The organism is Frankia sp. R43 (assembly GCF_001306465.1).
In the GTDB taxonomy this organism is placed as follows: domain Bacteria; phylum Actinomycetota; class Actinomycetes; order Frankiales; family Frankiaceae; genus Parafrankia; species Parafrankia irregularis.
The window spans coordinates 243,015-265,878 of the sequence record NZ_LFCW01000002.1 but is presented as its reverse complement, the minus strand read 5'-3'; the positions used below and the strand labels follow the sequence as shown (position 1 = coordinate 265,878).

Sequence of the window (22,864 nt, the reverse complement as noted above, 5' to 3'; positions counted from 1 at the left end):
GGTCGTTGCAACGACCAAAATCCCTCGCTCTTGCGACTCGCCAGGTGAATCGGGGGCTGCCGGGGGTCTCGGCCGGGTTCGTGGAGTGGTCCGGCCGTTGCCGCCATGCCGCCGGGCCGGGCCCGGCTGCGGCGGCGCAGCCGGGCGGAATCATCCGGGCTGGTCGTGTGCGTTGAGGAGGCGCGGCTGGTACAGGCTCGTCGCGCCCGCGCCCGGGACCGCGAAGGTCGCCGCCAGACCCCAGCCCTGGTCGACGACGTCCGAGGTGAACGTCGCGCCCTTGGCGGTCAACTCGGCGACAGCGGCCTGGATGTCGTCGCACGTCAGGCTGAGCTCGGTGTGTCCGGACCGAGCTGTGAGCACCTGCGCGGGCGCGCCCGCGGCCGGATTCGGCGTAGCGCCCGAGGCCGCATCCGGAGTCGCGGCCGGGTGCACCCCGAGCTCGCCCGGTGGAAGCCTGAAAATCAGCCAGCCACCGTGCGCATCCACGTGTGGCATCGCCAGAACGTCCCGGAAGAATGCCCGCGTCGCGGTCGCATCCTCGGAGTAGATGATCGCGTGCGCGCCGTTGATCATGTCTTCTTCCTCGGTCGGGCCGGCGCGGACGAAAGCACGGACCGGTGTCAATCCCGGGTCCTGACGATCCGCTGCCTGAGTATCCCGTGCGATCTCCCGATCGTCCGGCTGGGTAGCCCCAGTGCGCTGGTGCGCCGGACCACTCGCGCCGTCCGCAGGGAGCTACGGGGCGATCAGGCAGGGTGGCCACCGCGGTGGGACCATCGCGGCCGCGTCCAGGCCGACGTCGTGGTTCTCCACCACCAAAAACTTGCGCGAAGGGCAGTCGAGTGATCGCCTGAAATCTAGAATGATCTTTGTGGCTGCTTCCAACTCCCGTTACAGGGTCGAGACCCTATTCGATACGCGTGCCACGACGTACAGCAACCATTCCTGGCATGTCCGGTACGCCGAGCGGCTGGTCGAGCTCGCCGCCCCCACCTCGGAAATGCGAATCCTGGATGCCGCAACCGGGACGGGGCTCGCCGCGATCGCCGCGGCCCGTGCCACTGGCCCGGCAGGCCAGGTGGTGGGCGTTGACATCTCCTCAGGCATGCTCACTCGCGCCCGGGACGCGATCGTGAAGGCCAAACTGGTGAACATCGAACTGATCAGGGCAGACGCCGCTGCCCTTCCCCAGTTCGAGGAGGGTTCGTTCGACCTGATCCTGTGTTCTGCAGGCCTGCTCTACATGTCTGTTAACGCCGCGCTGCGAGAGTGGCGCCGGCTGCTGGCGCCCGGCGGCCTTGTCGGCTTCTCCACGATGAGAGAAGGGTTTCCCCTCGCAGCCACTCTCTTTCGGAGCCACGCACGCCGCTATGGGCTGACCCTCACCGATCCGTCCGCTGCCCTCGGGACGCGGAGACGGTGCCACCAGGCATTCCTGGACGCTGGGATCATCCCGTCCAACGTTGTGGAGGAGTCCCTCCGCTTCGCCCTGGGGGATCTGGAGCATGCTTGGGAAGCTCACATACGCGGTCCGCACCACGACGCGGTCGCGACGCTCACTCCGACGCAGAAGCAGGCCTTCCAACGTGACTACACCACCGCGCTGACCAATCTCCTACGGACCGAGGAGGATAACCTCCTCGCTTCGAAGGTGATCTACGCTTTCGGCGGCGGGTAGGACCGGACCCGTAAGTCCCGCCGGAGCGGGTAGCGGTTGAAGCTCCCCGGGACTCGTCGGGGCGAAGGCCAGACGGGGAGCGGATCAGTCGACGGGCCCCATCGACGAGGGAAAGAAAGGTTCTCGGCGCTCGCGGAAGGCGCGGAGCCCTTCCACGTAGTCACGCCGGAGGTCGCACGGTACGGCAGTAGGTTCAGCGCGATCAGTGTCGGTGAGCACTTTGGCTGCTCTGATCGTGCTCTGCGCCCTGGTGGCCAGGAGCCGTGCGTACTCGACGGCACAGGCGTCGACGTCGCCGCTGACGATCTCGGTCACCAGCCCGACCCGCTCGGCCCACCGGGCGTCGAACAACTCGCCGCCGTAGAGCATCCGGCGCGCCGCGCCGAGGCCCACCAGGTCGACGAGCCTGCGCGTCGGGGCGGCCGGGTAGACGATCCCGAGCCGGCTCGCGGTGATGCCGAAGACGGCGGAGGGGTCCGCGAAACGCAGATCCGCCGCCACGGCGATCTCGCATCCTCCGCCGACGCAGTGCCCGCGGATCGCGGCGATCACGGGTTTGGTCACGCGGGCGATCGCCCGTTCCGTCGCGAGATGTACCTCGTGGAAGGCGGCGGGATCATCCGGAAGCTCCTTGATGTTGGCACCGGAGCTGAAATCCGCGCCCTCACCACGGAGCACGATCGCCTTGACCCGCGGATCCGCGTCGAGGTCGACGACCGCGACCTGCAGCTCGCGCCACATGCGCAGGGTGAGCGCGTTGCAGGAGTCGGGGTCGCTGATGGTGATGACCGCCACGTCGCCATCGACAACGACAGCGATCCGCTCAGCCTGAGATACGGACGAAACCATCGGATACCTCCAGGGGCGAGACGGTCGGGCCTCGCCAGGGACGTGAATCGGGGCATGGAGACCGACCCGGCCCCATGGAGCCGCTCTGCCTCGGGCTCGACTCCCCCAACTCTCGCCGGTCGGTGACGGACGTGGGAGGAAGCCAATCTGCAAACTTCGGAAAGCCACAGTTGGCAGCTGCGAAGCACCTCGGGCCGCGCCGACCCATCCCGTCGGCGGAATCGGAGCCGTCCGTTCTCAGCGCTGCCGGAGCGGGTACGGGTTGAAGCTCCCCCGGGACTCGTCCACCAGCAGCGGCCGGCCGATCGGTGGTGCGGCCCGCTGCGGGCAGTCACCGCGGTCGCAGGTACGGCAACCGGGGCCGATCGGCACCACCTCGGGCCGGGCCAGGTCGAGACCCTTGCTGTAGACAAGGCGACTCGCCTGGCGCAGTTCGCACCCGAGGCCGATCACGAAGGTCTTCGCCGCGCTCCCGTAGCCTCCACGGCGGCGGGTCACCGTTCGGGCGACCCACAGATAGCGCTGCCCGTCGGGCATCTCGGCCACCTGGACGTTGACGCGTCCGGGGGCGGCGAAGGCGTCGTAGGCGTTCCAGAGCGGGCAGGTGCCGCCGCTGCGGGAGAAGTGGAAGCCGGTGGCGGACTGTCGTTTCGAGATGTTCCCGGCCCGGTCGACGCGGACGAAGATGAACGGCACTCCCCGCTGGGTCGGCCGCTGCAGCGTGCTCAGCCTGTGCGCCACCGTCTCGTAGCCCACCCCGAAATATTCCGCGAGCACCTCGACGTCATAGTGCATACCCTCCACCGCCCGGAAAAACGGGCCATACGGCAACACGAAGGCACCGGCGAAGTGATGCGCCAGCCCTATTCTGGCAAGCCCTCGGGTGGTCTCGTCGGACCATTCCTCCGCGTTGAGAACCCGGTCGATCTTCTCGGTGGCCTCCAGGTAGGCCAGGTGGGTGGCCATCCGGAACGCCTGCTGCCCCGGCCTGAGATCGGCGGCCAGCGTCAGGGTGCGCTCGCCGCCGTCGTAGACGTGGGTCTCACCAGGCTCGCCACCGCGCCTTGTGACGACGCGGATGCCGTGGCGGTCCTCCAGGTGCGCCCGAAGCTTCCGCCGGACCTCGCCACGGCGGGTCCCGATCGCCGAGGCCAGCTCCTCGGCCGCCCGGTCGAGCTCGTCGATGTAGTTCTGCCGCCGGTAGAAGAAGTCCCGGACCTGCTCGTGCGGCATCAGGACCGGGGCTTCCACCCTGCTGTCGGTGAGCGTTTCCAGAAAGGTCATCGCGTCGCGGTAGCGGCGATGCAGGGAGATCACCGCATCGGTCACCTCCGGCATGGAAGCCGCGACCTGCTGGAGATCGCTGAGGGGGAGCGCCTGCCCCCCGGTCGCCTCCGGGAGCGCCTCACGCAGTTCGGCCAGCTGGCGAGCGGTCTCCCGCGGGGTGAAGAACGCAGGATCGATGGTGAAGATCTCGGCCAGCCGCACCAGGACGGTGGCGGTGATCGGCCGGGTGTCGTGCTCGATCTGGTTCAGATAACTCGAGGAAATGGTCAGGACACGGGCGAGCTCGACCTGACTCAGCCCTCGCTCCTCACGCAGTCGGCGCAGTCGCGTCCCAGCAAAAACCTTGTCCACAGGCGAAAACTTTAACCTGAAGAGTTCGCGGCCCACACACGCCTGGGAGCAACGTCACGCAAAGCAGCTCAGATATGACATGACCACAGAGATCGGCGGGGACGGCACGGAGTTCCCGCGTCGGCGCCGATCGAGGCGTCATTTCCGGACATGCAGTGGCACCTTTCGCAGCCTTCGCAACACGATCGGATGTGGTTGGCAGAACTTCGCCGAGTACGTGCATGGCCGCCCTCCCCGAATGGCGGTGTGCTTGTTGTCGTCAGCCGGCCACACTCCCGGATGGAGACCGCAATGGTGAACACCGCACCCACCGCCGAGGAACTGGAGCGGCAGTGGTCGACCGACCCGCGCTGGACGAACGTCAGGCGTGACTACAGCGGCGCGGACGTCGTCCGGCTCCGCGGCACCGTCCAGGAGGCCCACACCCTCGCCGATCGGGGCTCCCGCGGGCTGTGGGATCTGATCACCGGCCAGGCCGCCGACGCCCCGCCCTACGTCCACGCGCTCGGCGCGCTGACCGGTAACCAGGCTGTCCAGCAGGTCCGCGCCGGGCTGCGAGCCATCTACCTGTCCGGCTGGCAGGTCGCGGCCGACGCCAACCTGGCCGGCCAGACCTACCCCGACCAGAGCCTCTACCCGGTGAACTCGGTGCCGGCCGTGGTGCGGCGGATCAACAACGCGCTGCTGCGGGCCGACCAGCTCGAACACTCCGAGGGCGGCGTGACCCGGGACTGGGTGGTGCCGATCGTCGCGGACGCCGAGGCCGGGTTCGGCGGCCCGCTCAACGCCTACGAGCTCATGACGGCGATGATCGCGGCCGGCGCGTCCGGAGTGCACTGGGAGGACCAGCTCGCCGCGGAGAAGAAGTGCGGGCATCTGGGCGGAAAGGTGCTCATCCCCACCAGGCAGCACGAGCGGACCCTCAACGCGGCGCGCCTCGCGGCCGATGTCGCGGGTGTGCCCAGCGTGCTGATCGCCCGCACCGACGCCCAGGCCGCGACACTCATCACCAGCGACGTCGACGAGCGCGACCGCAGGTTCCTCACCGGCGAGCGTTCCTCGGAGGGTTTTTACCATGTCCGCAACGGGGTGGAGCCGTGTATCGAACGGGGTCTCGCCTACGCCGAATACGCCGACCTGCTGTGGATGGAGACCTCCGAGCCGGACCTGGAGATCGCCCGCCAGTTCGCCGAGGGTATCCAGAAGGAGTTCCCCGACCAGTTGCTGGCGTACAACTGCTCGCCTTCGTTCAACTGGCGCAAGCATCTCGACGACGCGACGATCGCCAGGTTCCAGCGTGAGCTCGGGGCCATGGGCTACCGGTTCCAGTTCATCACGCTGGCCGGGTTCCATGCCCTCAACTACTCGATGTTCGACCTGGCCTACGACTACGCCCGCGAGGGCATGACCGCCTATGTCGGCCTGCAGGAGCGCGAGTTCGGCGCCGAGGGCCGCGGTTACACCGCCACCCGCCACCAGCGTGAGGTCGGTACCGGGTACTTCGACGTGATCAGCACAACAGTCAACCCCGATTCCTCGACCACGGCGCTGGCCGGGTCGACCGAGGAGGCGCAGTTCTGATGAACGTCCTGGCAGCCACCCCGTCCGCCACCCGCCACGTCACCGTCAGCGGCCACGACGGCCCGCGGTACCACGAGATCATCACCCCGCAGGCGCTGGACTTCCTGCGGGACCTGCACCGTGCTTTCGCGGCCCGCAGAAACGCTTTGCTGGAGGCCCGGGACCGGCGCGACCCGGCCCGCGACGGTCTCGACTTCCGGCCCGAGACCCGGCACGTCCGCGACGACCCGACCTGGCGGGTCGCGCCCGCGGCGCCCGGCCTGACCGACCGGCGGGTGGAGATCACCGGGCCGCCGGACGCGAAGATGGCGATCAACGCGCTGAACTCCGGTGCCAACGTCTGGATGGCCGACTTCGAGGATGCGACCAGCCCCACCTGGGCGAACATCATCGAGGGGCAGATCACCCTGAAGGACGCCGTCGCTGGCACCCTGGAGCACGTCGCCGCCGATGGCCGGGAGTACACGCTCGCCGACGAGGTCGCGACGATCGTGGTCCGCCCGCGGGGCTGGCACCTGCTCGAACGCCACATTCGGGTCGACGCCGAGCCGGTGCCGGCCGCGCTGGTCGACTTCGGGCTGTACCTCTTTCACAACGCCCGGGTGCTCACCGGCCGCGGTGAAGGAATCTACTTCTACCTGCCCAAGCTCGAGAACTATCTCGAGGCCAGGCTCTGGAACGACGTCTTCATCTTCGCGCAGCGCACGCTGGGAATCCGGAAGGGATCGATCCGGGCGACCGTGCTGATAGAGACCATCACTGCCGCTTTCGAGATGGAGGAGATCCTCTACGAGCTGCGTGAGCACGCGGCCGGCCTCAACGCAGGGCGCTGGGACTACATCTTCAGCATCATCAAGAATTTCGGCCGGGACCCTGATTTCGTGCTCCCGGACCGCGGCGAGGTGACCATGACGGTGCCCTTCATGCGGTCCTACACCGAGCTGCTGGTCCGGACCTGCCACCGCCGGGGTGCCTACGCCATCGGGGGCATGGCGGCGGTCATCCCCAGCCGGGATCCCGAGGCGTCCAGAAAGGTGCTGGCGAAGGTCCGTGCCGACAAGGACCGCGAGGCCGCCGACGGGTTCGACGGGTCCTGGGTGGCCCACCCCGGCCTCGTCGAGACCTGCCGGGAGGCGTTCACGGCCGTGCTCGGGCAGCGGCCCAACCAGGTGCATCGCACCCGGAACGATGTCGAGGTGACCGCCGTCGATCTGCTCGCGGTCCGGAAGACACCCGGCGCGGTCACCGTCGGGGGCGTGCGTACCAACGCGTCTGTCCTCGTCCGGTACCTCGACGCCTGGCTGGACGGCAGGGGCGCCGTCGGCATCGACGGCCTGATGGAGGACGCCGCCACGGCGGAGATCTCCCGCTGCCAGCTCTGGCAGTGGATACACCACGGCACGGCGCTCGACACCGGCCAACCGATCACGGAGCTGTCCGTCGCGACCGAGCTGGAACGAGCGCTCGCGGCCCTCGCCCGCGGCCGAACGGACCTTCCTGAAGGTCGTATCCGGGTGCTGCGCGATCTCGTCCGGTTCGGGGCGCTGGATGAAAGCCTGCCCACTTTCATCACGGAGCGAGCATATCGGGATCATCTCCTCGACGTCTGATGCCGGTAGCAGGAGCGTCATCGGCGATCTCTCGCCGGTGGGGTCGGCCGGGCCACGCGGTCCGGCCGGCCCCACCGGGCTTCTTCCAGGGTTCGGTCCACACGCTGGCGGAAACATACCCGGACGCTCGACCCTCTTCGAGGTAAGCGCACCTACACTCGGCATCGTTACGTTCTCGCCAGCGATGAGAACCGCCCGGAAACTACGGTCGAGCGAGCGGTAGACCGGGCAGAAGGGCCGTTCGAGTGTTTCGACGCATAGCCATCGTCAATCGTGGCGAAGCCGCGATGCGGCTTATCAACGCCGTCGGCGACATGGCCGCGGAATCCGCGAAAAAGACAGAAACAGTGGCGCTTCACACCGATGTCGACCGGCGGGCCACGTTCGTACGCGAGGCAGACATGGCGTGCGAGATCGGCCCGGCGCACGCACGCCCCTACCTTGATCTGAAGATTCTCGAGAAGGCGCTTGTCGAGACCGGTGCCGACGCCGCGTGGGTCGGCTGGGGGTTCGTCGCCGAGGACCCGGCCTTCGCGGAGCTGTGCGAGCGGATCGGAGTCACCTTCGTGGGCCCGAGCGCGGACGCGATGCGCAGGCTCGGCGACAAGATCGGCGCGAAACTGATCGCCGAGGAGGTCGGCCTGCCGGTGGCTCCGTGGAGTCGAGGAGCGGTCGACACTCTCGAGGCGGCGGCCGAGGCGGCGGGTGAGATCGGCTACCCGTTGATGCTGAAGGCCGCGGCCGGCGGCGGCGGCCGCGGGATTCGTGTGATCACGGACGAGGCCGGGCTCAGGGAGGCCTACGAGCGCACCAGGCAGGAGGCCGGGCGTGCCTTCGGGAGCGGCGCCGTGTTCCTGGAGCGTCTGGTACTCGGAGCCCGGCACGTGGAAGTCCAGGTGATCGCGGACAGCGCCGGTACCGCGTGGGCGCTCGGAGTCCGCGACTGCTCGCTCCAGCGACGCAACCAGAAGGTCATCGAGGAGTCCGCGTCACCGTTGCTCACAACGCGGCAGGTCGACGAGCTCAAGTCGGCGGCGGAGCGGCTGGTGGTGGCGGTCGACTACTGCGGCGCCGCGACCGTCGAGTTCCTGTACCACCCGGGCACCGGAAAGTCCGCGTTCATGGAGGTGAACACCCGGCTGCAGGTGGAGCATCCCATCACCGAGTGCACCACCGGGTTCGACCTGGTCAGGGCACAGTTGCTGGTCGCGGGGGGCGGGCGGCTCGAAGGTGGCGCACCGCCCGAGCGCGGCCATGCCGTCGAGGCCAGGCTGAACGCGGAGGACCCTGACCGCGACTTCGCGCCCGCCCCCGGCCGTATCGCCCGGCTCGGGCTCCCCGCAGGACCAGGTGTGCGGGTGGACACGGGTGTGAGCGAGGGCGACACCATTCCCGCCGAGTTCGACTCCATGATCGCGAAGATCATCGCGTACGGTCGCGACCGCCAGGAGGCCTTCGCCCGGCTGAGGCGGGCGATGGCGCAGACGACCGTCGTGATCGAGGGAGGTGCGACGAACAAGAACTTCGTGCTGGATCTGCTCGGTCGACGCGAGGTGATCGACTCCACCGCGGACACCGGCTGGATCGACCGCGAACGCGCCGAGGGCCGCCTCGTCTCCGGCCAGCACCGCGCCGTCGCCCTCGCGGCCGCCGCGGTGGAAACCTACGAGGACGAGGAGGCCACCGAGCGCCAGCAGCTGCTGTCCACCGCGTTCGGCGGGCGCCCCCAGGTACGGCACGAAAGCAGCCGCCCCCTGCGGTTGCGGCTGCGCGGCGTCGACTACCGCGTACACGTCAGACGGGCCGATGCCTGCCGGTTCCGGGTCCAGATCGACGCCGGAGACGCAATCCGCACCGTCGACGTCGAACTCGACCGCTTCGATCGGCATGCCGGTCAGATCGTCGTCGACGGCAGCCGCCACCGCCTGCTCACCAGCTCCGACGGTCCGGTCCGCCTGGTCGACGTGGACGGCGTCCCCCACCGAGTCAGCCGGGACGAAGGCGGCCTCATCCGTTCTCCACTGCCCGCGCTGGTGATCGCGACACCGCTGGAGATCGGCGCCGAGGTCGAGTCGGGCGCTCCACTGCTGGTGCTGGAAAGCATGAAGATGGAGACAGTACTGCGTGCGCCGTTCAGGGCACTGGTGACCGAGCTCGCCGTCTCGGTCGGCAGCCAGGTGAAGGCCGGTACGCCGCTGATCCGCCTGCGGCCGCCCAGCGGCGGCGACGCTGACGCCGGCCTTCCCGCAGACATCCGCACCGACCGCCGCGCCGCCTCCGGCAGACGTTCACCGGTCGACGATCTCGACCTGCCCGCATCGCCCGGCGAGGTCTCCGGCCCGGAACGCCTCAGGCGAAGCCAGCACGTTCTCCGCGGCCTGCTCCTGGGCTTCGACGCCGACCCGGACGGTGAGAACCGCGTACTCGACGAATATCGCGACGCCCGCGGGACCGCGATCGAGGCCGGCCATCAGCCACTCGCCGACGAGTTGGAGCTTGTCTCCCTGTTCGCCGATCTGTCGGAGCTGAGTCACGACCGGCCGCTGGACGCTCCGGGCGCGGGCCACGCCCCGAGCGCGCGCGAGCTCTTCCATACCTACCTGCAGAGCCTCGACGCCGAGCGGGCCGGGCTGCCGCAGGCGTACCAGACCAGGATCTCGCGGGCTCTCCGGCACTACGGGATCACCGAACTCACCCGTTCCCCCGAGCTCGAGGCGGCGGTGTTCCGGGTCTTTCTCGCTCACCAGCGTCTGTCGGCGAACGCGCTGGTCGTCACGATGCTCCTGCGGGCGTGGCTGCGTGAGCCACCACCGGACGGGGTGCTGCGTGAGCAGACCGCCGCGGTGCTGGATCGGCTGATGAACGTCGCGCAGACCCGCCTGCCGGCGGTCTGTGACCTCGCGCGCTGTGTGGTGTTCGCCTGGTTCGCCCAGCCGCTGCTGCGCCGCACCCGGGCGGGCGTCTACGCCCAGGTCCGCCGGCACCTGCGTCACCTCGACGGCCACCCGGACGCTCCGGACCGCGCCGAACGCGTCGCCGAGATGGTGCGCAGCACCGAGCCGCTGACCCGTCTGCTCGGGCAGCGGCTTGTCCGGGGAGGCGACGACAACGCCGTCATGTTGGAGGTGCTCACCCGCCGGTACTACGGCAACAAGGATCTTCGTGAGATCCGTACGAGGGAGCTCGATGGCCGCACGTACGTGGCCGCCGAGCGTGCCGGCTCACTTGTGGCCGCCGCCGCGGCGCGGTTCGAGGGGCTCGGCGCCGCTCTTCGCGGGCTCGCGAGCCTCGCCGCCGGTGAGGAGGCTCTCGACGCCGACCTCTATGTCGCCTGGACCTCGCAGCCGGAGGACCTCGACGTGATGGCGGCGGCACTGCAGGAGATCATCAGCAGGCATCCCCTGCCGGACACCGTCCGCAGAGTCACCATCACCGTCGCGGGCCGCGGTGGCGCCGTGATGCACCACCACTTCACGTTCCGCCCCTCCACGACGGGCATGGCCGAGGAGCGGCTGGTCCGTGGCCTTCATCCGCAGCTGGCGCGCCGGATGCGGATGGACCGGCTGCGCCGGTTCGAGCTCACCCGTCTGCCCTCGTCGGACGAGGAGGTCTACCTCTTCCGGTGCGTCGCGCGGGAGAACCCGACGGATGAGCGGCTCGTCGCGTTCAGTCAGGTACGGGACCTGACCGAGCTCCGGGAGCCCGACGGCCGGCTGGTCGCGCTGCCGACGGCCGAAGGCACCCTCGCCACCTGCCTCGACTCCATCCGCCGCGCCCGGTCACGGCAGTCACCGAAGAGCTCGTCGGCGACCAACCGGATCGTGCTCTATGTGTGGCCACCGAGTGAGATCACCCGCGCAGACCTGGAGATGATCGCCGGACGGATCCTGCCGACCACCTCGGGTGCCGGGCTGGAGGAGATCCTGTTCATCGCCCGGCAGCGGGATCGCCGCAGCGGCGCGCTGAGGCAGGTGGCCCTGCGCGTCTCCTTCGACGCCACCGGCCGCGCCCAGCTGGACGTCGGCGAGCCGCCGGACGACACGGTGGAGCCGCTCGACGAGTACCGGCAGAACGTTCTGCGCGCGCGTGTCCGCAACGCGGTCTATCCGTACGAGCTGACCGGTCTGTTGGGCGCCTTCGCCGAGCACGACCTCGACGGGGATGGCCGGCTGGTGCCTGTCGACCGGCCCAGGGGCGGCAACTCGGCGGCGATCGTCGTGGGCGTCGTCACGACGCCGACCCGACTGCATCCGCAGGGCGTGTGCCGGGTCGTGCTGATCGGCGACCCGACCAGGTCACTTGGAGCGGTGTCGGAGCCGGAGTGCCGCCGGGTGATCGCGGCACTGGACCTGGCCGAGCGGCTTCGGGTGCCGCTGGAGTGGTACGCGCTCTCCTCCGGCGCACGGATCTCCATGCGATCGGGCACCGAGAACATGGACTGGGTCGCCGCCGTACTCCGGCGGATCGTCGAGTTCACCCAGGGCGGAGGCGAGATCAACGTCGTGGTCGCCGGCATCAACGTCGGCGCGCAGCCGTACTGGAACGCGGAGGCGACCATGCTGATGCACACCAGGGGAATTCTGGTGATGACACCGGATTCCGCGATGGTTCTCACCGGCAAGCAGTCACTCGACTTCTCCGGCGGCGTGTCCGCCGAGGACAATCTCGGCATCGGCGGTTACGACCGGGTGATGGGCCCGAACGGGCAGGCCCAGTACTGGGCACCGAATCTCCTGGCGGCCCGGGACGTTCTCATGGCGCACTACGACCACACGTATGTCGCGCCGGGAGAGCTGGCACCGCGGCCGGCACCGACCACCGATCCGCTCGACCGCGACATCCGCGGCTTCCCGCACGCCGCGGTGGGCAGCGATTTCACCACCGTCGGCGACATTTTCTCGGCCGAGGCCAACCCGGACCGCAAGAAGCCGTTCGACATCCGGACCGTGATGCGGGCCCTCTCGGACCAGGACCACCCGGTGCTGGAGCGGTGGGCCGGTATGGCCGACGCGCAGACGGCGGTGGTTCAGGACGCCCGCCTCGGCGGCAGACCGGTGTGCCTGATCGGCATCGAGTCCAGGCCGATGCCTCGGCGCGGGTTTCCGCCCACAGACGGCCCGGACACCTACACGGCCGGAACCCTGTTCCCCCGCTCCTCGAAAAAGGTGGCGCGCGCGGTCAACGCGGCCAGCGGCAATCGGCCGCTGGTGGTGCTCGCGAACCTGTCGGGCTTCGACGGCTCGCCGGAATCCCTGCGGAAGCTTCAGCTCGAGTACGGAGCCGAGATCGGCCGCGCGATTGTCAACTTCCGGGGTCCCGTCGTGTTCTGCGTGATATCCCGCTATCACGGCGGCGCCTTCGTCGTCTTCTCAAAAGCGCTGAACCCGAGCATGACCGTGCTCGCGGTGGATGGTTCGTTCGCCTCGGTGCTCGGCGGAGCACCCGCCGCCGCGGTGGTGTTCGCGGGGGAGGTCGACGCCCGCACCGCGGCCGATGCACGCGTCCGGAGTCTTGAGGCCCGGGCCCTGTCCCGCTCCGGCGACGAACGCACCGCGCTGACCGCGGATCTCGACGAGCTACGCGCGTCGGTCCGGGCCGAGAAGCTCGTCGAAGTCGCGGCGGAGTTCGACCGCGTGCACAGCGTCCAACGCGCGGTCGAGGTCGGCTCGGTCGACGCCATCATTCCCGCGGCGGAGATCCGCCCGCGCGTGATCGCGGCCATCGCGGCCCACCGCGGGTAGCCTGCTGGGCGGGCATCGTCCTGGTCGGTGTGGGGCATGGCGGCACGCCGCGCACCATGCCCACACCAAACCAGGACAACGCGGCAGGTTAGGGCTGCGCGGCCAGCTGGCCGCGCGGGGACACCATGTCACCGACAGCCGGCGCCACCTTTCTGGCCTGACTGTTCTCCGCCTCGGGTGATGCCGAGGGAGCGGGGATGGCTGGGACAGCAGGGGCGGCGGCCACCTGGCTGGACGATGTGACCGACACCACCGGAAGCAGACTGCGCACCGTCGGGCCGATCTCGTTGAACGTCCCCATCGTCGGGCAGACGCCACAGTCGTAGCACGGCGTCCACCGGCAGTCGTCGAGCTCCGCCTCGCGCTGCGCGTCCTGCCAGTCGGCCCACAACCAGTCCCGGTCGAGACCGGAGTCGAGATGGTCCCACGGCAGGACCTCGCGCTCGTCCCGCTCCCGGGTGGTGAACCAGTCCAGCGAGACACCCAGCGGGCCCAGCTCCGCCTCGCACGCCGCCTCCCAGCGCGCGAACGAGAAGTACTCACTCCAGCCGTCGAAGCGACCACCCTCGCGCCACACCCGCTCGATCACCCGGCCGACCCGGCGATCACCGCGGGCCAGCAGGCCCTCGATGATGCCCGGACGCCCGTCGTGGTACCGGAACCCGATCGCCCGCCCGACCTCACGATCGGCCCGCACGGTGTCCCGCAGCAGCTTGAGGCGGTGGTCGGTCACCTCGTACGAAGCCTGCCCGGCCCACTGGAACGGAGTATGCGATTTGGGGACGAATCCCCCGATCGACACGGTGCAGCGGATGTCACGGTGACCGCTGGCCTTCCGGCCCGCCCGGATGACCTCGCGGGCGAGGTCCGCGATCTCCAGCACGTCCTCGTCGGTCTCGGTGGGCAGACCACACATGAAGTACAGCTTCACCTGGCGCCAGCCGTGCGCGTAGGCCGTGCTCACGGTGCGGATGAGGTCCTCGGCGCTGACCATCTTGTTGATGACCTTGCGCAGACGCTCCGAACCACCCTCGGGGGCGAAGGTGAGGCCGCTGCGCCGACCGTTGCGGGAGAACTCGTTGGCCAGCGTCACGTTGAAGGCGTCCACCCGGGTCGAGGGCAGGCTCAGTGACGTGTTCGTGCCCTCGTAGCGGTCGGCCAGCGCCTTGGCGATCTCGCCTATCTCGCTGTGGTCCGCGCTGGACAACGACAGCAGGCCGACCTCGGAGAAGCCGGAGGCCGCAAGACCGGCGTCGACCATCGCCCCGACCGTCGCGATGTTGCGCTCCCGGACCGGCCGGGTGATCATACCCGCCTGGCAGAAGCGACATCCACGGGTGCAGCCGCGGAAGATCTCCACGCTCATCCGCTCGTGCACGGACTCCGCGAGCGGTACCAGCGGGGCCTTCGGATACGGCCAGGAGTCGAGATCCGTCAGCGTGTGCTTGGACGGGCGGGCCGGGATGTCGTCCCGGGTGGGCGTCACGGCGGCGATCCTGCCGTCCGGCCGATAGGTCACGTCGAAGAACGCCGGCACGTAGACCAGGCCGAGGCGGGCCAGCCGGAGCAGCAGCTCACCGCGCCCACCGGGCGAGCCCTCGGCCTTCCACACCCGGGTGACGTCGGTGATCCGCAGGACGGCCTGCTCACCGTCGCCCATGACCACAGCGTCAAGAAACTCGGCGACCGGCTCCGGGTTGAAGGCCGCATGCCCCCCTGCGACGACGATCGGCGCCGCGTCGCCACGCTGGGCGGCACGCAGTGGGATGCCGGCGAGATCCAGCGCGGTCAGCAGGTTCGTGTAGCCGAGTTCCGTGGCGAAACTGACACCCAGCACGTCGAAATCGCCTACCGCCCGATGGCCGTCGACGGTGAACTGAGGGATGCCGTGCTCACGCATGAGCGCCTCGAGGTCCGGCCAGACCGAGTACGTGCGCTCGGCCAGGACGTCCGGCTGCTCGTTGAGGATCTCGTAGAGGATCTGCACACCCTGGTTCGGAATGCCGACCTCATAGGCGTCCGGGTACATCAGGCACCAGCGGACGGCGGTGTCGTCCCACGGTCTGACGACCGAGTTTCCCTCACCACCCACGTACTGAACCGGTTTCCGGACCCGTGGGAGCAGTGGCTCCAGGAGAGGGAACAGTGACTGTCCGGACATGCCCGCGAGCCTATGGCACCGGACCCGGCGCAGCCGAACGCCGCTCTCTGGAAGCGCCGTACGACGACGCGGCATGAGCGGAAGCATCGGGGACGGCGGGTGGAGCCGGGCGGGCACGGCCACGTCACGCCGATCGAGGAGGTCGGGTCGGAGCCCGGCCACGCTCGCCATGAGATCCCCGGGGTGCCTGGCCGTCTACCAGGCCGGAGTGTCGTATTAGTCATCCGCGGCCGGCCGTTGACAGCCTTCCCGGACAGGCCAATACTTCAGTGGTTCACCCCTGGAAGCCGGCGGGAATCCGGCACGGTTGCGCCACTGTGATCGGCCCGTTCGGGAAGCGACGACGGTCGGGCCGGGAGTCAGACCCAGAGTGAACGATCCGCTGTTTCCCGGGACGCAGTTTTCCCAGAAGGGCGCCACCATGGTCACACCCGCCGCGCAGACACGGCATCGTTCCATTCCTCTGCCACTTACCGCTCGCACCCTGTGGCTGTTCGGTATCACCGCTCTCTCGCTCCTGCTCTACTACTTCATCGGTGTGGACCAGGGAGCCACCTCCGTGTTCGGGCATGACCATCACATTCATGAACTCGTCCACGACGCCCGCCATTTCATCGGCTTCCCCTGCCACTGAGGGGGTCACTGATCATGGAGCAGCGTTTCATCTACCGCGCGCTCGGCACGGGGCTTCTCGGCGGGCTGCTGGCCTTCGTTTTCGCGCGGATCTTCGCCGAGCCGTTCATCCAGAAGGCGATCGACTACGAGTCGGGCCGTGATGCCGCGCAGGAGGCTCTGGACAAGGCCGCGGGGCTGGCTGTTCCCGCCGCGGAGGCCGAGATCTTCACCCGGACGGTGCAACGCAACATCGGCATCGCCACCGGCATGGTCCTGTTCGGTGTCGCGATGGCCGGCCTGTTCGTCGTCGCCTACCTGATCGTCTCCCGCCGGTTCCCGCAGATCCGGCCCCGGGTCCTCGCCGCCCTTCTCGCCGGTGCCGGATTCGTCGCGCTCTACCTGGTTCCCTTTGTGAAGTACCCGGCCAATCCGCCCGCGATCGGCCATGAGGACACGATTGGCGCCCGCAGCGGCGTGTACGTGGCCATGGTGGCGGTGTCCCTGGTCGCCCTTGTCCTCGCGTCCGTGGCCGCTTATCGGCTGGCGCCCCGTTTCGGGGCGTGGGGGGCGGTGCTGTTGGCCGCACTGGGTTTCGTCGTGTTGACCGGCATCGCGATGGCGGCCCTGCCCGCCCTCGGTCATCTCGGGGCCAACCGAGCGGAGTACGGCAACTTCGCGACCGAGACTCCGCAGCCGCTGGAGGCACCGGACGGAACGATCGTCTATCCGGGATTCCCCGCGGATGTCCTTTTCAAGTTCCGGCTCTATTCCCTGATCGCACAGATGATTATGTGGGCGACGATCGGACTCGTGTTCGGCCAGCTCGCCGAGCGGCTCTCCGCCGCCCCGGCACCCGCCTCCCGGAAAGCGGAGGGTGCCACACCGATCGCAGAACACCAACTCGGCGACTCCGCCGCTCCGGCCTGAACCAGGCACAGGCAGCTCCCACAACGGTGTGGGCCCGGCGGTTCGCCACACCGGGCCCACACCGTTCTCACCCGCCAGGCGGTCGGGCCGTCGTCAGCGCGGATCAGCCCTGCCCGGAGGTCCTCGGCAGCGTTCCGCGGATCCGGCGGGTCGCGGCGACCATGTTGCGCAGGGCGATCTCGATCTCGCCTTCGTCCCGGGTCGTCGTTCCCCATCCGGGGCTCACCCACAGCAGGGCGGGCTCGATCGCCGCCAGCCGCAGGCGCAACGCCTCCTCGATCTCCTGGACGGTCGGTGCCCGGGGCACCCGCCTGTCGCCCACCCCGGCATCGAGCGCCCGGCGGTATCCCGACCGCCGGAGGTCCGCGACCAGGTCGGTCCACGCGCCGGCGCCAGCCGCCTCGACGCAGGCGACATCGGCGTCGAGCTCCTCGATCAGGCTGACGACGTCACCGGGCTCGGAGCAGCACAGGCGCGTATGGATCTGCGTTCCGGCGTCCGCCGCGGAGGTCGCCAGCCGGAACGTTTCGGTCGTCCATCTCAGGTACTCCTTCCAGCTTCCGCGCCGCAGCGGTGTCAGCACAGGGACTCCGGGCTCGTCGATCTGAATGATCCGGATGTCGGCAACCTGCAGATCATCGATCTCGTCGCGCAGCACCAGCGCGAGCTGGCGGGCGGTGTCGGCGATCGCCTGGTCCTCGCGCACGAACGACGAGGCGAGCATCGTCACGGGCCCGGGCAGGATCGCCTTCACCGGCCTGCTCGTGCGGGCCTGTGCGTAGGAGGCCCAGCGCACCGTCATCGGCCCAGGCCGCGCCACGTCACCGAACAGGATCGGCGGTCGGACATACCGCATGCCGTCGGACTGCACCCAACCGTGGTCGGTCGTCGCGTAGCCGGTGAGCCGCTCGGCGAGAACACGGACCAGGTCGTCCGGCTCCAGCTCTCCGTGGACGAGCACATCCAGGCCGATGTCCTCCTGTAACGCGATCAGCCGGTCGATCTCGGCCGCCATCGCCTGGACGTGGATGCTCTCGCCGGCAGTGCCGCCACACCAGGAGGAACGCGGTGCTCCGATGGCGCCATCCGGTCGAAAGGATCCGGCTGTCGTGGGCAGAACCGGCAGTCCCAGCTTCCCCGCCTGGGCGGCGGCCCGCACCTCGGGCTCCGCCCGGGCGACCGTCAGCTCCCCGCTGTGGATCGACAGCACACGGGCCCGCACCGCCTCGTCGACGAGACCTTCCGGCACGGCGGCGCGGCGCGCGTCCGCGTCGGCGAGCTGCTCGGCCACTGCGGGCAGGTCCTCGCGCAGCGCCCGGCCGAGTAGCACGATCTCGTCGACCTTCTGTCGGGCGAACGCCATCCGGTCGATCAGCCGGGCGTCCAGCCCCCGTTCCAGGGTGAGGTCAAGCGGCACATGGCGCAGCGAGCAGGATGAGCTCACCACCAGGTCGCCAGCGAGCCCCAGCAGCGGGACGCAGGTCGCCAGCGCCGCCCGCAGGTCGGTGCGCCACACGTTCCGGCCGTCGACGAGACCCGCGACAATGGTGGTCGCGCCGATGCCACCGATGCCGGCGAGCGCGACGAGGTTGCCGGGGCCGGCCACGAAGTCCAGCCCGATCGCGTCGACACCCACGGAGGCCAGAACGGGCAGCGCCGCGCCGATCTCACCGAAGCAGGTGGAGACGAACAGCTTCGGCCGCGATGGCATGGCCGCGAGCGACCGGTAGGCGCGGCGCAGCCCAGCCAGTTCGGCCTCGGACAGGTCCCGGGCCAGTGCGGGTTCGTCGAGCTGCACCCACACCGCGCCCGCCTCGGCCAGCCGACCCAGCAGCTCCACGTAGGCGGCGACGAGGTCGTCGAGCAGGTCGAGCGGTGTGAAGCCGGCCAGCGCCACGGTCGAGGCTCTGGCCACCAGGAGAAAGGTCAACGGGCCGAGGAGAACCGGGCGGGTGATCAGACCGAGATCTCTTCGGGCCTCGGTGAACTCGCGCAACGGCTTACGTCCGGCCAGCCGGAACCTGGTGCCCTGGTCGAGCTCGGGCACGACATGGCGGTAGCTGGTCGTGAACCAGTTCGCCGTGCCCAGCGCCGGCAGGCCTCCGCCGCCCCGTGCCATCGTGAAGTAGATGTCCAGGTCCGCGGAACTCCGTGAGTTCACCCCGCCGGCGAGGGCGGCCTGGCGATACCGGTCGGGGACCGCGTCGAACAACACGGCGGTGTCCAGCACCTGGTCGTAGAAGGAGAACGTGTTGGACGGCACCTCGTCCAGCCCGGCGCCGGCGAGTTCCGCCCAGACGCCGGCCCGCAGCTGCGCGGCCCGGAGCTCCAGCTCCGTCGCATCGATACGGCCGGCGCAGTACGCCTCGGTCGCGGCCTTGAGCTCACCGGCCCGTCCGATGCGTGGATACCCGAGAACAGTCGTGCTGACCGCGCCGATGTCGTCGACGTCGCGAGCCGCCATGGTTCCATCCCTCGCCGAGGCGCACCCTGGCCAATGACAGCACGCGGCAGGAGCGGCGACAGCGAGGCGGCGGGCACTCGGCGGCCGGACCGGGATCGCAGGGTCGCCTGCTGACAGGCCAGGGAGGCCCACACAACCCTCGCCGTAACCCGCCGCGCGGCGGGCAGGCTCGCCCGTTCGGCCGCGGCCACAGCCCGCGACACACCGTCGGCCACCGGCCCACCCGCGAGGCCACGGACCTCCGCGCACCGGCGGCGCGCGGGCGGGGGCAGGTCTTCGGACTCGTGGGCGCCCACCGGCCGACTGACCGGCGAACCTACTGGCCACCGCTTCCCGGGCGGAGTACCCACCCAGTGCTACTGGCAGCGTTCGTTCCCACTCACCGCTGCGGGGCAGCCCCGGATTCACACCGGGTTCCCTCTTACGACGTCCTCACTGGCCAGCCGACACATCGCCGCAGGAAACCGACGAACGGACACGCTGGTTACTGCGGCACGCCCGCGTCGACCGGCACGGGAGGACGAACCCACCGCAGCCACGATCATACGGGGCGCCGTCTCACTCATACCACGGCCTCATCCGACGTCCGCGATCGTGTCCCAGGACAACGTCGTGCTCTCGGTGAGTCGCTCGCGCGGCATTGCTAGGCTCATGCACACAGCTGGTTCGACCATTGGCACCGTTCCCGCAGGGCGCGGTGCCGGTGGGAGACGTGAGAGGGAACCCGGTGTGAATCCGGGGCTGCCCCGCAGCGGTGAGTGGGAACGAACGCCGTCCGATGCCATGCCCCATCAGGGTGTGGCCTGAGAGCACTGAACCCGCACCGTCCTGGCTGGTGATGAGTCGGCTGGGGCCGGGTTTGGGAAGCGACGGCCAGTAGGAATCCCGGTCCGGATGGGCCGGTAGAGCCCGCGAGTCCGAAGACCTGCCCGCTGTGCGTGCCCGCGACCGCGGGGCGCTTGGCTGTGACCTCGTGGGCGGGTCCGCGCCGTCGGCACACCTGCTGGTCCGCGTTTTCCGGAGGCCGGCGCGGGGGTGTCGGTGCCGTGTCGGCGCCTGTCGCGAGGTGAGTGGACTCGCGAAGGAGAGCCCATGAGCACGACCAGTCCGACCAGCCTCGCGACGGTGTACGGCTATCCCCGGCAAGGAAGCAACCGGGAGCTCAAGAAGGCCACCGAGGCGTACTGGGCAGACACCAGCGACCCGGAGCGGCTGCTGGCGACGACCCGCCAGCTGCGCCGAGAGCGGGTGGAGCTACTGCGCGCCGCCGGGATCGAGGAGATCCCGAGCAACGACTTCTCCCTCTACGACCATGTGCTGGACGCCGCCGTCCTGCTCGGCGCGATCCCACCGCGGCACCGCGAGACGGTCCCGGACGTGAGCACCCCCCAGGGCCGGCTGGACCGCTACTTCGCCATGGCTCGCGGCAACGACCAGGTCGAGCCCCTGGAGATGACGAAGTGGTTCGACACCAACTACCACTACCTGGTGCCCGAACTCGGCCCGGACACCGCCTTCGCTCTGGACCCGGACAAGCCGCTGCGTGAGTTCGCCGAGGCCAGGGATGCCGGTGTGATCACCCGCCCGGTACTGGTCGGCCCGGTGACCTTCCTGCTGCTGGCGAAGCCCGCGGCGGACGCCGGCGAGGGCTTCGAGCCGCTGTCGCTGCTGGACCGGATCGTGCCGCTGTACGCCGACCTGCTCCAGCGCCTGCGCGCCGCGGGCGCGGAGTGGGTCCAGCTCGACGAGCCGGCCCTGGTCCAGGACCAGCCCGCGGTCGTCCTCGACGCGCTGCGCGGCGCGTACGCCACCCTGACCGCCGTGGTGGACCGGCCGAAGCTGCTGCTCGCCACCTACTTCGACCGGGTCGGTGACGCGCTGCCAGTGCTGCGTGACAGTGACCTCGACGGCGTCGCGCTCGACTTCGTCGGCCCGGCGGCGGCGAACCTGGCCGCCCTCACCGCGGCCGGCGGCCTCGGAGGCAAACGCCTGGTCGCCGGTGTGGTCAACGGTCACAACATCTGGGCCGCCGACCTAGCCGCCGCCCTTGACACCCTGGAGAGCCTGCGGGGCCTGGCCGGGCGGGTCGACGTCTCGGCGTCCTGCTCGCTGCTGCACGTGCCGCTCGATGTCGCTCTCGAGCGTGACCTGGACCCGGAGATCGCCGGCTGGCTCGCGTTCGCCCGGCAGAAACTCGACGAGATCGTCACCCTCACCCGCGGTCTGACCGCCGGCCGCGCGGCCGTCGCCGACGCCGTGAACGCCCGTGCCGAGCGGCTCGCCGCGCGCGCCGCGTCACCGCTGGTACGGGTCGACGCCGTGCGGCACCGGGCCGCCGCCGTCACCGACGCGGACCTGCACCGGGCCAGCCCCTACGGAAAGCGCGACCAGATCCAGTCCGAGCAGCTGAACCTGCCCCTGCTGCCCACGACCACCATCGGGTCGTTCCCGCAGACCCCGGGCCTGCGCCAGGCACGGGCCGCGCTGCGCGCCGGCACCCTGAACCCGGACAGCTACCTCGCCGCGATGCGCGACGAGATCCGGGACGTGATCGCCGAGCAGGAGGAGTTCGGCCTGGACGTCCTCGTCCACGGCGAGCCCGAGCGCAACGACATGGTCCAGTACTTCGCCGAGCAGCTCGACGGCTACCTCGCGACGACCGACGGCTGGGTGCAGTCCTACGGCTCCCGCTACGTCCGCCCGCCGATCATCCTGGGCGATGTCTCCCGCCCGAAGCCGATGACCGTCGAGTGGGCCACTTACGCCCAGAGCCTCACCGACAAGCCGGTGAAGGGAATGCTCACCGGCCCGGTCACCATGCTGGCCTGGTCGTTCGTCCGCGACGACCAGCCGCGGGCCGACACCGCGCGGCAGGTCGCGCTCGCCCTGCGCGACGAGGTGACCGATCTGGAGGCCGCCGGGATCCGGGTGATCCAGGTCGACGAGCCCGCGCTGCGCGAGACGCTGCCGCTGCGGAACGCCGACCGGGCCGACTACCTGGCGTGGGCGGTCGAGTCCTTCCGGCTGAGCACCTCCGGCGTGCGTGACGAGACCCAGATCCACACCCACATGTGCTACGCCGAGTTCGGCGACGTGCTCCAAGCCATCATCGATATGGACGCCGACGTCATCAGCCTGGAAGCCGCCCGCTCGAAGATGGCGATCGTCGCCGACCTCGCCCGCGCCGACTACCCCAACGAGGTCGGCCCGGGCGTCTGGGATATCCACTCCCCGCGGGTGCCCTCGGTCGCGGAGATCACCGAGCACCTGCGGGTCGCGACCGACGTGTTCCCGGCTCGGCGGCTGTGGGTCAACCCCGACTGTGGGCTGAAGACCCGCGGCTACCCCGAGGTACGCGAGACCCTCACCAACCTGGTCGCCGCGGCCCGTCAGGTGCGCACACAGGTCTGACCGCCTTATCCCGCTCGCGCGGGTGTGGGGGCCGGGCACCGAGAACGCTCCGCCCCCACACCTCGGCGCCGCACCGGACCGCATCGATCACCTGACCGAGCGGTATCGCCCACATCGCCGACCGGAGCCACGCCTGCACAGCAGAACATATGTGAAGATGTGAGCTGGTCTTATGCGGGATGGGTG

The 22,864-nt window shown here is 69.7% G+C and carries 12 protein-coding genes and 2 riboswitches; of the genes, 7 read left to right on the top strand and 5 right to left on the bottom strand.

Features of this window, described 5'->3' with window-relative positions; genetic code table 11:
* Positions 1-150: 150 nt before the first annotated feature.
* Positions 151-576 carry a VOC family protein gene (locus tag ACG83_RS08690; RefSeq protein ID WP_054566503.1) on the bottom strand — a complete coding sequence of 142 codons (426 nt, stop codon included), beginning with the start codon at positions 574-576 and terminating at the stop codon, positions 151-153.
* Positions 577-865: 289 nt separating this feature from the next.
* On the opposite strand from ACG83_RS08690, the gene ACG83_RS08685 reads away from it, so the two are divergent.
* Positions 866-1,681, top strand: coding sequence for a class I SAM-dependent methyltransferase (locus ACG83_RS08685; RefSeq protein ID WP_083473103.1), 816 nt, complete (start codon positions 866-868; stop codon positions 1,679-1,681).
* An 84-nt stretch (positions 1,682-1,765) separates the two neighbouring features.
* Here ACG83_RS08685 and ACG83_RS08680 read toward each other — a convergent pair whose 3' ends face one another.
* Both ACG83_RS08680 and ACG83_RS08675 read right to left on the bottom strand, forming a co-directional pair.
* Positions 1,766-2,530, bottom strand: coding sequence for an enoyl-CoA hydratase/isomerase family protein (locus ACG83_RS08680; RefSeq protein ID WP_054565663.1), 765 nt, complete (start codon positions 2,528-2,530; stop codon positions 1,766-1,768).
* Between the two features lie 237 nt (positions 2,531-2,767).
* On the bottom strand, positions 2,768-4,168 hold the full coding sequence (locus ACG83_RS08675) for a short-chain fatty acyl-CoA regulator family protein (RefSeq protein WP_054565662.1): 1,401 nt from the start codon (positions 4,166-4,168) through the stop codon (positions 2,768-2,770).
* 291 nt (positions 4,169-4,459) lie between these two features.
* Here ACG83_RS08675 and aceA point away from each other — a divergent pair, with 291 nt between their 5' ends.
* The 3 genes from aceA (at position 4,460) to ACG83_RS08660 (ending at position 13,100) form a co-directional block, all read left to right on the top strand.
* Positions 4,460-5,749: an isocitrate lyase gene (gene aceA / locus ACG83_RS08670; RefSeq protein ID WP_054565661.1), complete on the top strand. Its 1,290-nt coding sequence runs from the start codon at positions 4,460-4,462 to the stop codon at positions 5,747-5,749.
* Complete coding sequence (aceB, locus tag ACG83_RS08665) at positions 5,749-7,359, top strand: malate synthase A (RefSeq protein ID WP_054565660.1); 1,611 nt, start codon at positions 5,749-5,751, stop codon at positions 7,357-7,359. Before aceA ends, aceB begins: the two co-directional genes overlap by 1 nt.
* A 245-nt stretch (positions 7,360-7,604) precedes the next feature.
* Positions 7,605-13,100: a carboxyl transferase domain-containing protein gene (locus ACG83_RS08660; RefSeq protein WP_054565659.1), complete on the top strand. Its 5,496-nt coding sequence runs from the start codon at positions 7,605-7,607 to the stop codon at positions 13,098-13,100.
* Positions 13,101-13,188: 88 nt separating this feature from the next.
* Here the strand turns inward: ACG83_RS08660 and ACG83_RS08655 are convergent, their stop codons facing one another.
* Positions 13,189-15,261: a TIGR03960 family B12-binding radical SAM protein gene (locus ACG83_RS08655; RefSeq protein WP_054565658.1), complete on the bottom strand. Its 2,073-nt coding sequence runs from the start codon at positions 15,259-15,261 to the stop codon at positions 13,189-13,191.
* A gap of 421 nt (positions 15,262-15,682) precedes the next feature.
* On the opposite strand from ACG83_RS08655, the gene ACG83_RS08650 reads away from it, so the two are divergent.
* Complete coding sequence (locus ACG83_RS08650) at positions 15,683-15,895, top strand: CbtB-domain containing protein (RefSeq protein WP_054566501.1); 213 nt, start codon at positions 15,683-15,685, stop codon at positions 15,893-15,895.
* 14 nt (positions 15,896-15,909) lie between these two features.
* Positions 15,910-16,803, top strand: a complete 894-nt coding sequence (locus ACG83_RS08645) for a CbtA family protein (protein WP_054565657.1) — start codon at positions 15,910-15,912, stop codon at positions 16,801-16,803.
* A 103-nt stretch (positions 16,804-16,906) separates the two neighbouring features.
* On the opposite strand, the gene metE (ACG83_RS08640) is transcribed toward ACG83_RS08645, so the two are convergent.
* The gene (gene metE / locus ACG83_RS08640) at positions 16,907-19,267 is read right to left on the bottom strand and encodes a 5-methyltetrahydropteroyltriglutamate--homocysteine S-methyltransferase (protein WP_054565656.1); all 2,361 of its coding nucleotides are present in this window, start codon (positions 19,265-19,267) and stop codon (positions 16,907-16,909) included.
* Positions 19,268-19,516: 249 nt separating this feature from the next.
* Positions 19,517-19,730: riboswitch (cobalamin riboswitch) on the bottom strand.
* Between the two features lie 252 nt (positions 19,731-19,982).
* A riboswitch (cobalamin riboswitch) is annotated at positions 19,983-20,194 on the top strand.
* A gap of 165 nt (positions 20,195-20,359) precedes the next feature.
* Here metE (ACG83_RS08640) and metE (ACG83_RS08635) point away from each other — a divergent pair.
* Positions 20,360-22,678 (top strand): 5-methyltetrahydropteroyltriglutamate--homocysteine S-methyltransferase, encoded by a 2,319-nt coding sequence (gene metE / locus ACG83_RS08635; RefSeq protein ID WP_054565655.1) that lies wholly within the window; start codon positions 20,360-20,362, stop codon positions 22,676-22,678.
* Positions 22,679-22,864: the final 186 nt, after the last annotated feature.

Coding starts and splice junctions, on each gene's coding strand:
- metE (WP_054565655.1), top strand. CDS start 20,360: ATGAGCACGACCAGTCCGACCAGCCTCGCGACGGTGTACGGCTATCCC.
- aceA (WP_054565661.1), top strand. CDS start 4,460: ATGGTGAACACCGCACCCACCGCCGAGGAACTGGAGCGGCAGTGGTCG.
- ACG83_RS08690 (WP_054566503.1), bottom strand. CDS start 576: ATGATCAACGGCGCGCACGCGATCATCTACTCCGAGGATGCGACCGCG.
- ACG83_RS08645 (WP_054565657.1), top strand. CDS start 15,910: ATGGAGCAGCGTTTCATCTACCGCGCGCTCGGCACGGGGCTTCTCGGC.
- ACG83_RS08680 (WP_054565663.1), bottom strand. CDS start 2,530: ATGGTTTCGTCCGTATCTCAGGCTGAGCGGATCGCTGTCGTTGTCGAT.
- ACG83_RS08655 (WP_054565658.1), bottom strand. CDS start 15,261: ATGTCCGGACAGTCACTGTTCCCTCTCCTGGAGCCACTGCTCCCACGG.
- ACG83_RS08685 (WP_083473103.1), top strand. CDS start 866: ATGATCTTTGTGGCTGCTTCCAACTCCCGTTACAGGGTCGAGACCCTA.
- aceB (WP_054565660.1), top strand. CDS start 5,749: ATGAACGTCCTGGCAGCCACCCCGTCCGCCACCCGCCACGTCACCGTC.
- metE (WP_054565656.1), bottom strand. CDS start 19,267: ATGGCGGCTCGCGACGTCGACGACATCGGCGCGGTCAGCACGACTGTT.
- ACG83_RS08650 (WP_054566501.1), top strand. CDS start 15,683: ATGGTCACACCCGCCGCGCAGACACGGCATCGTTCCATTCCTCTGCCA.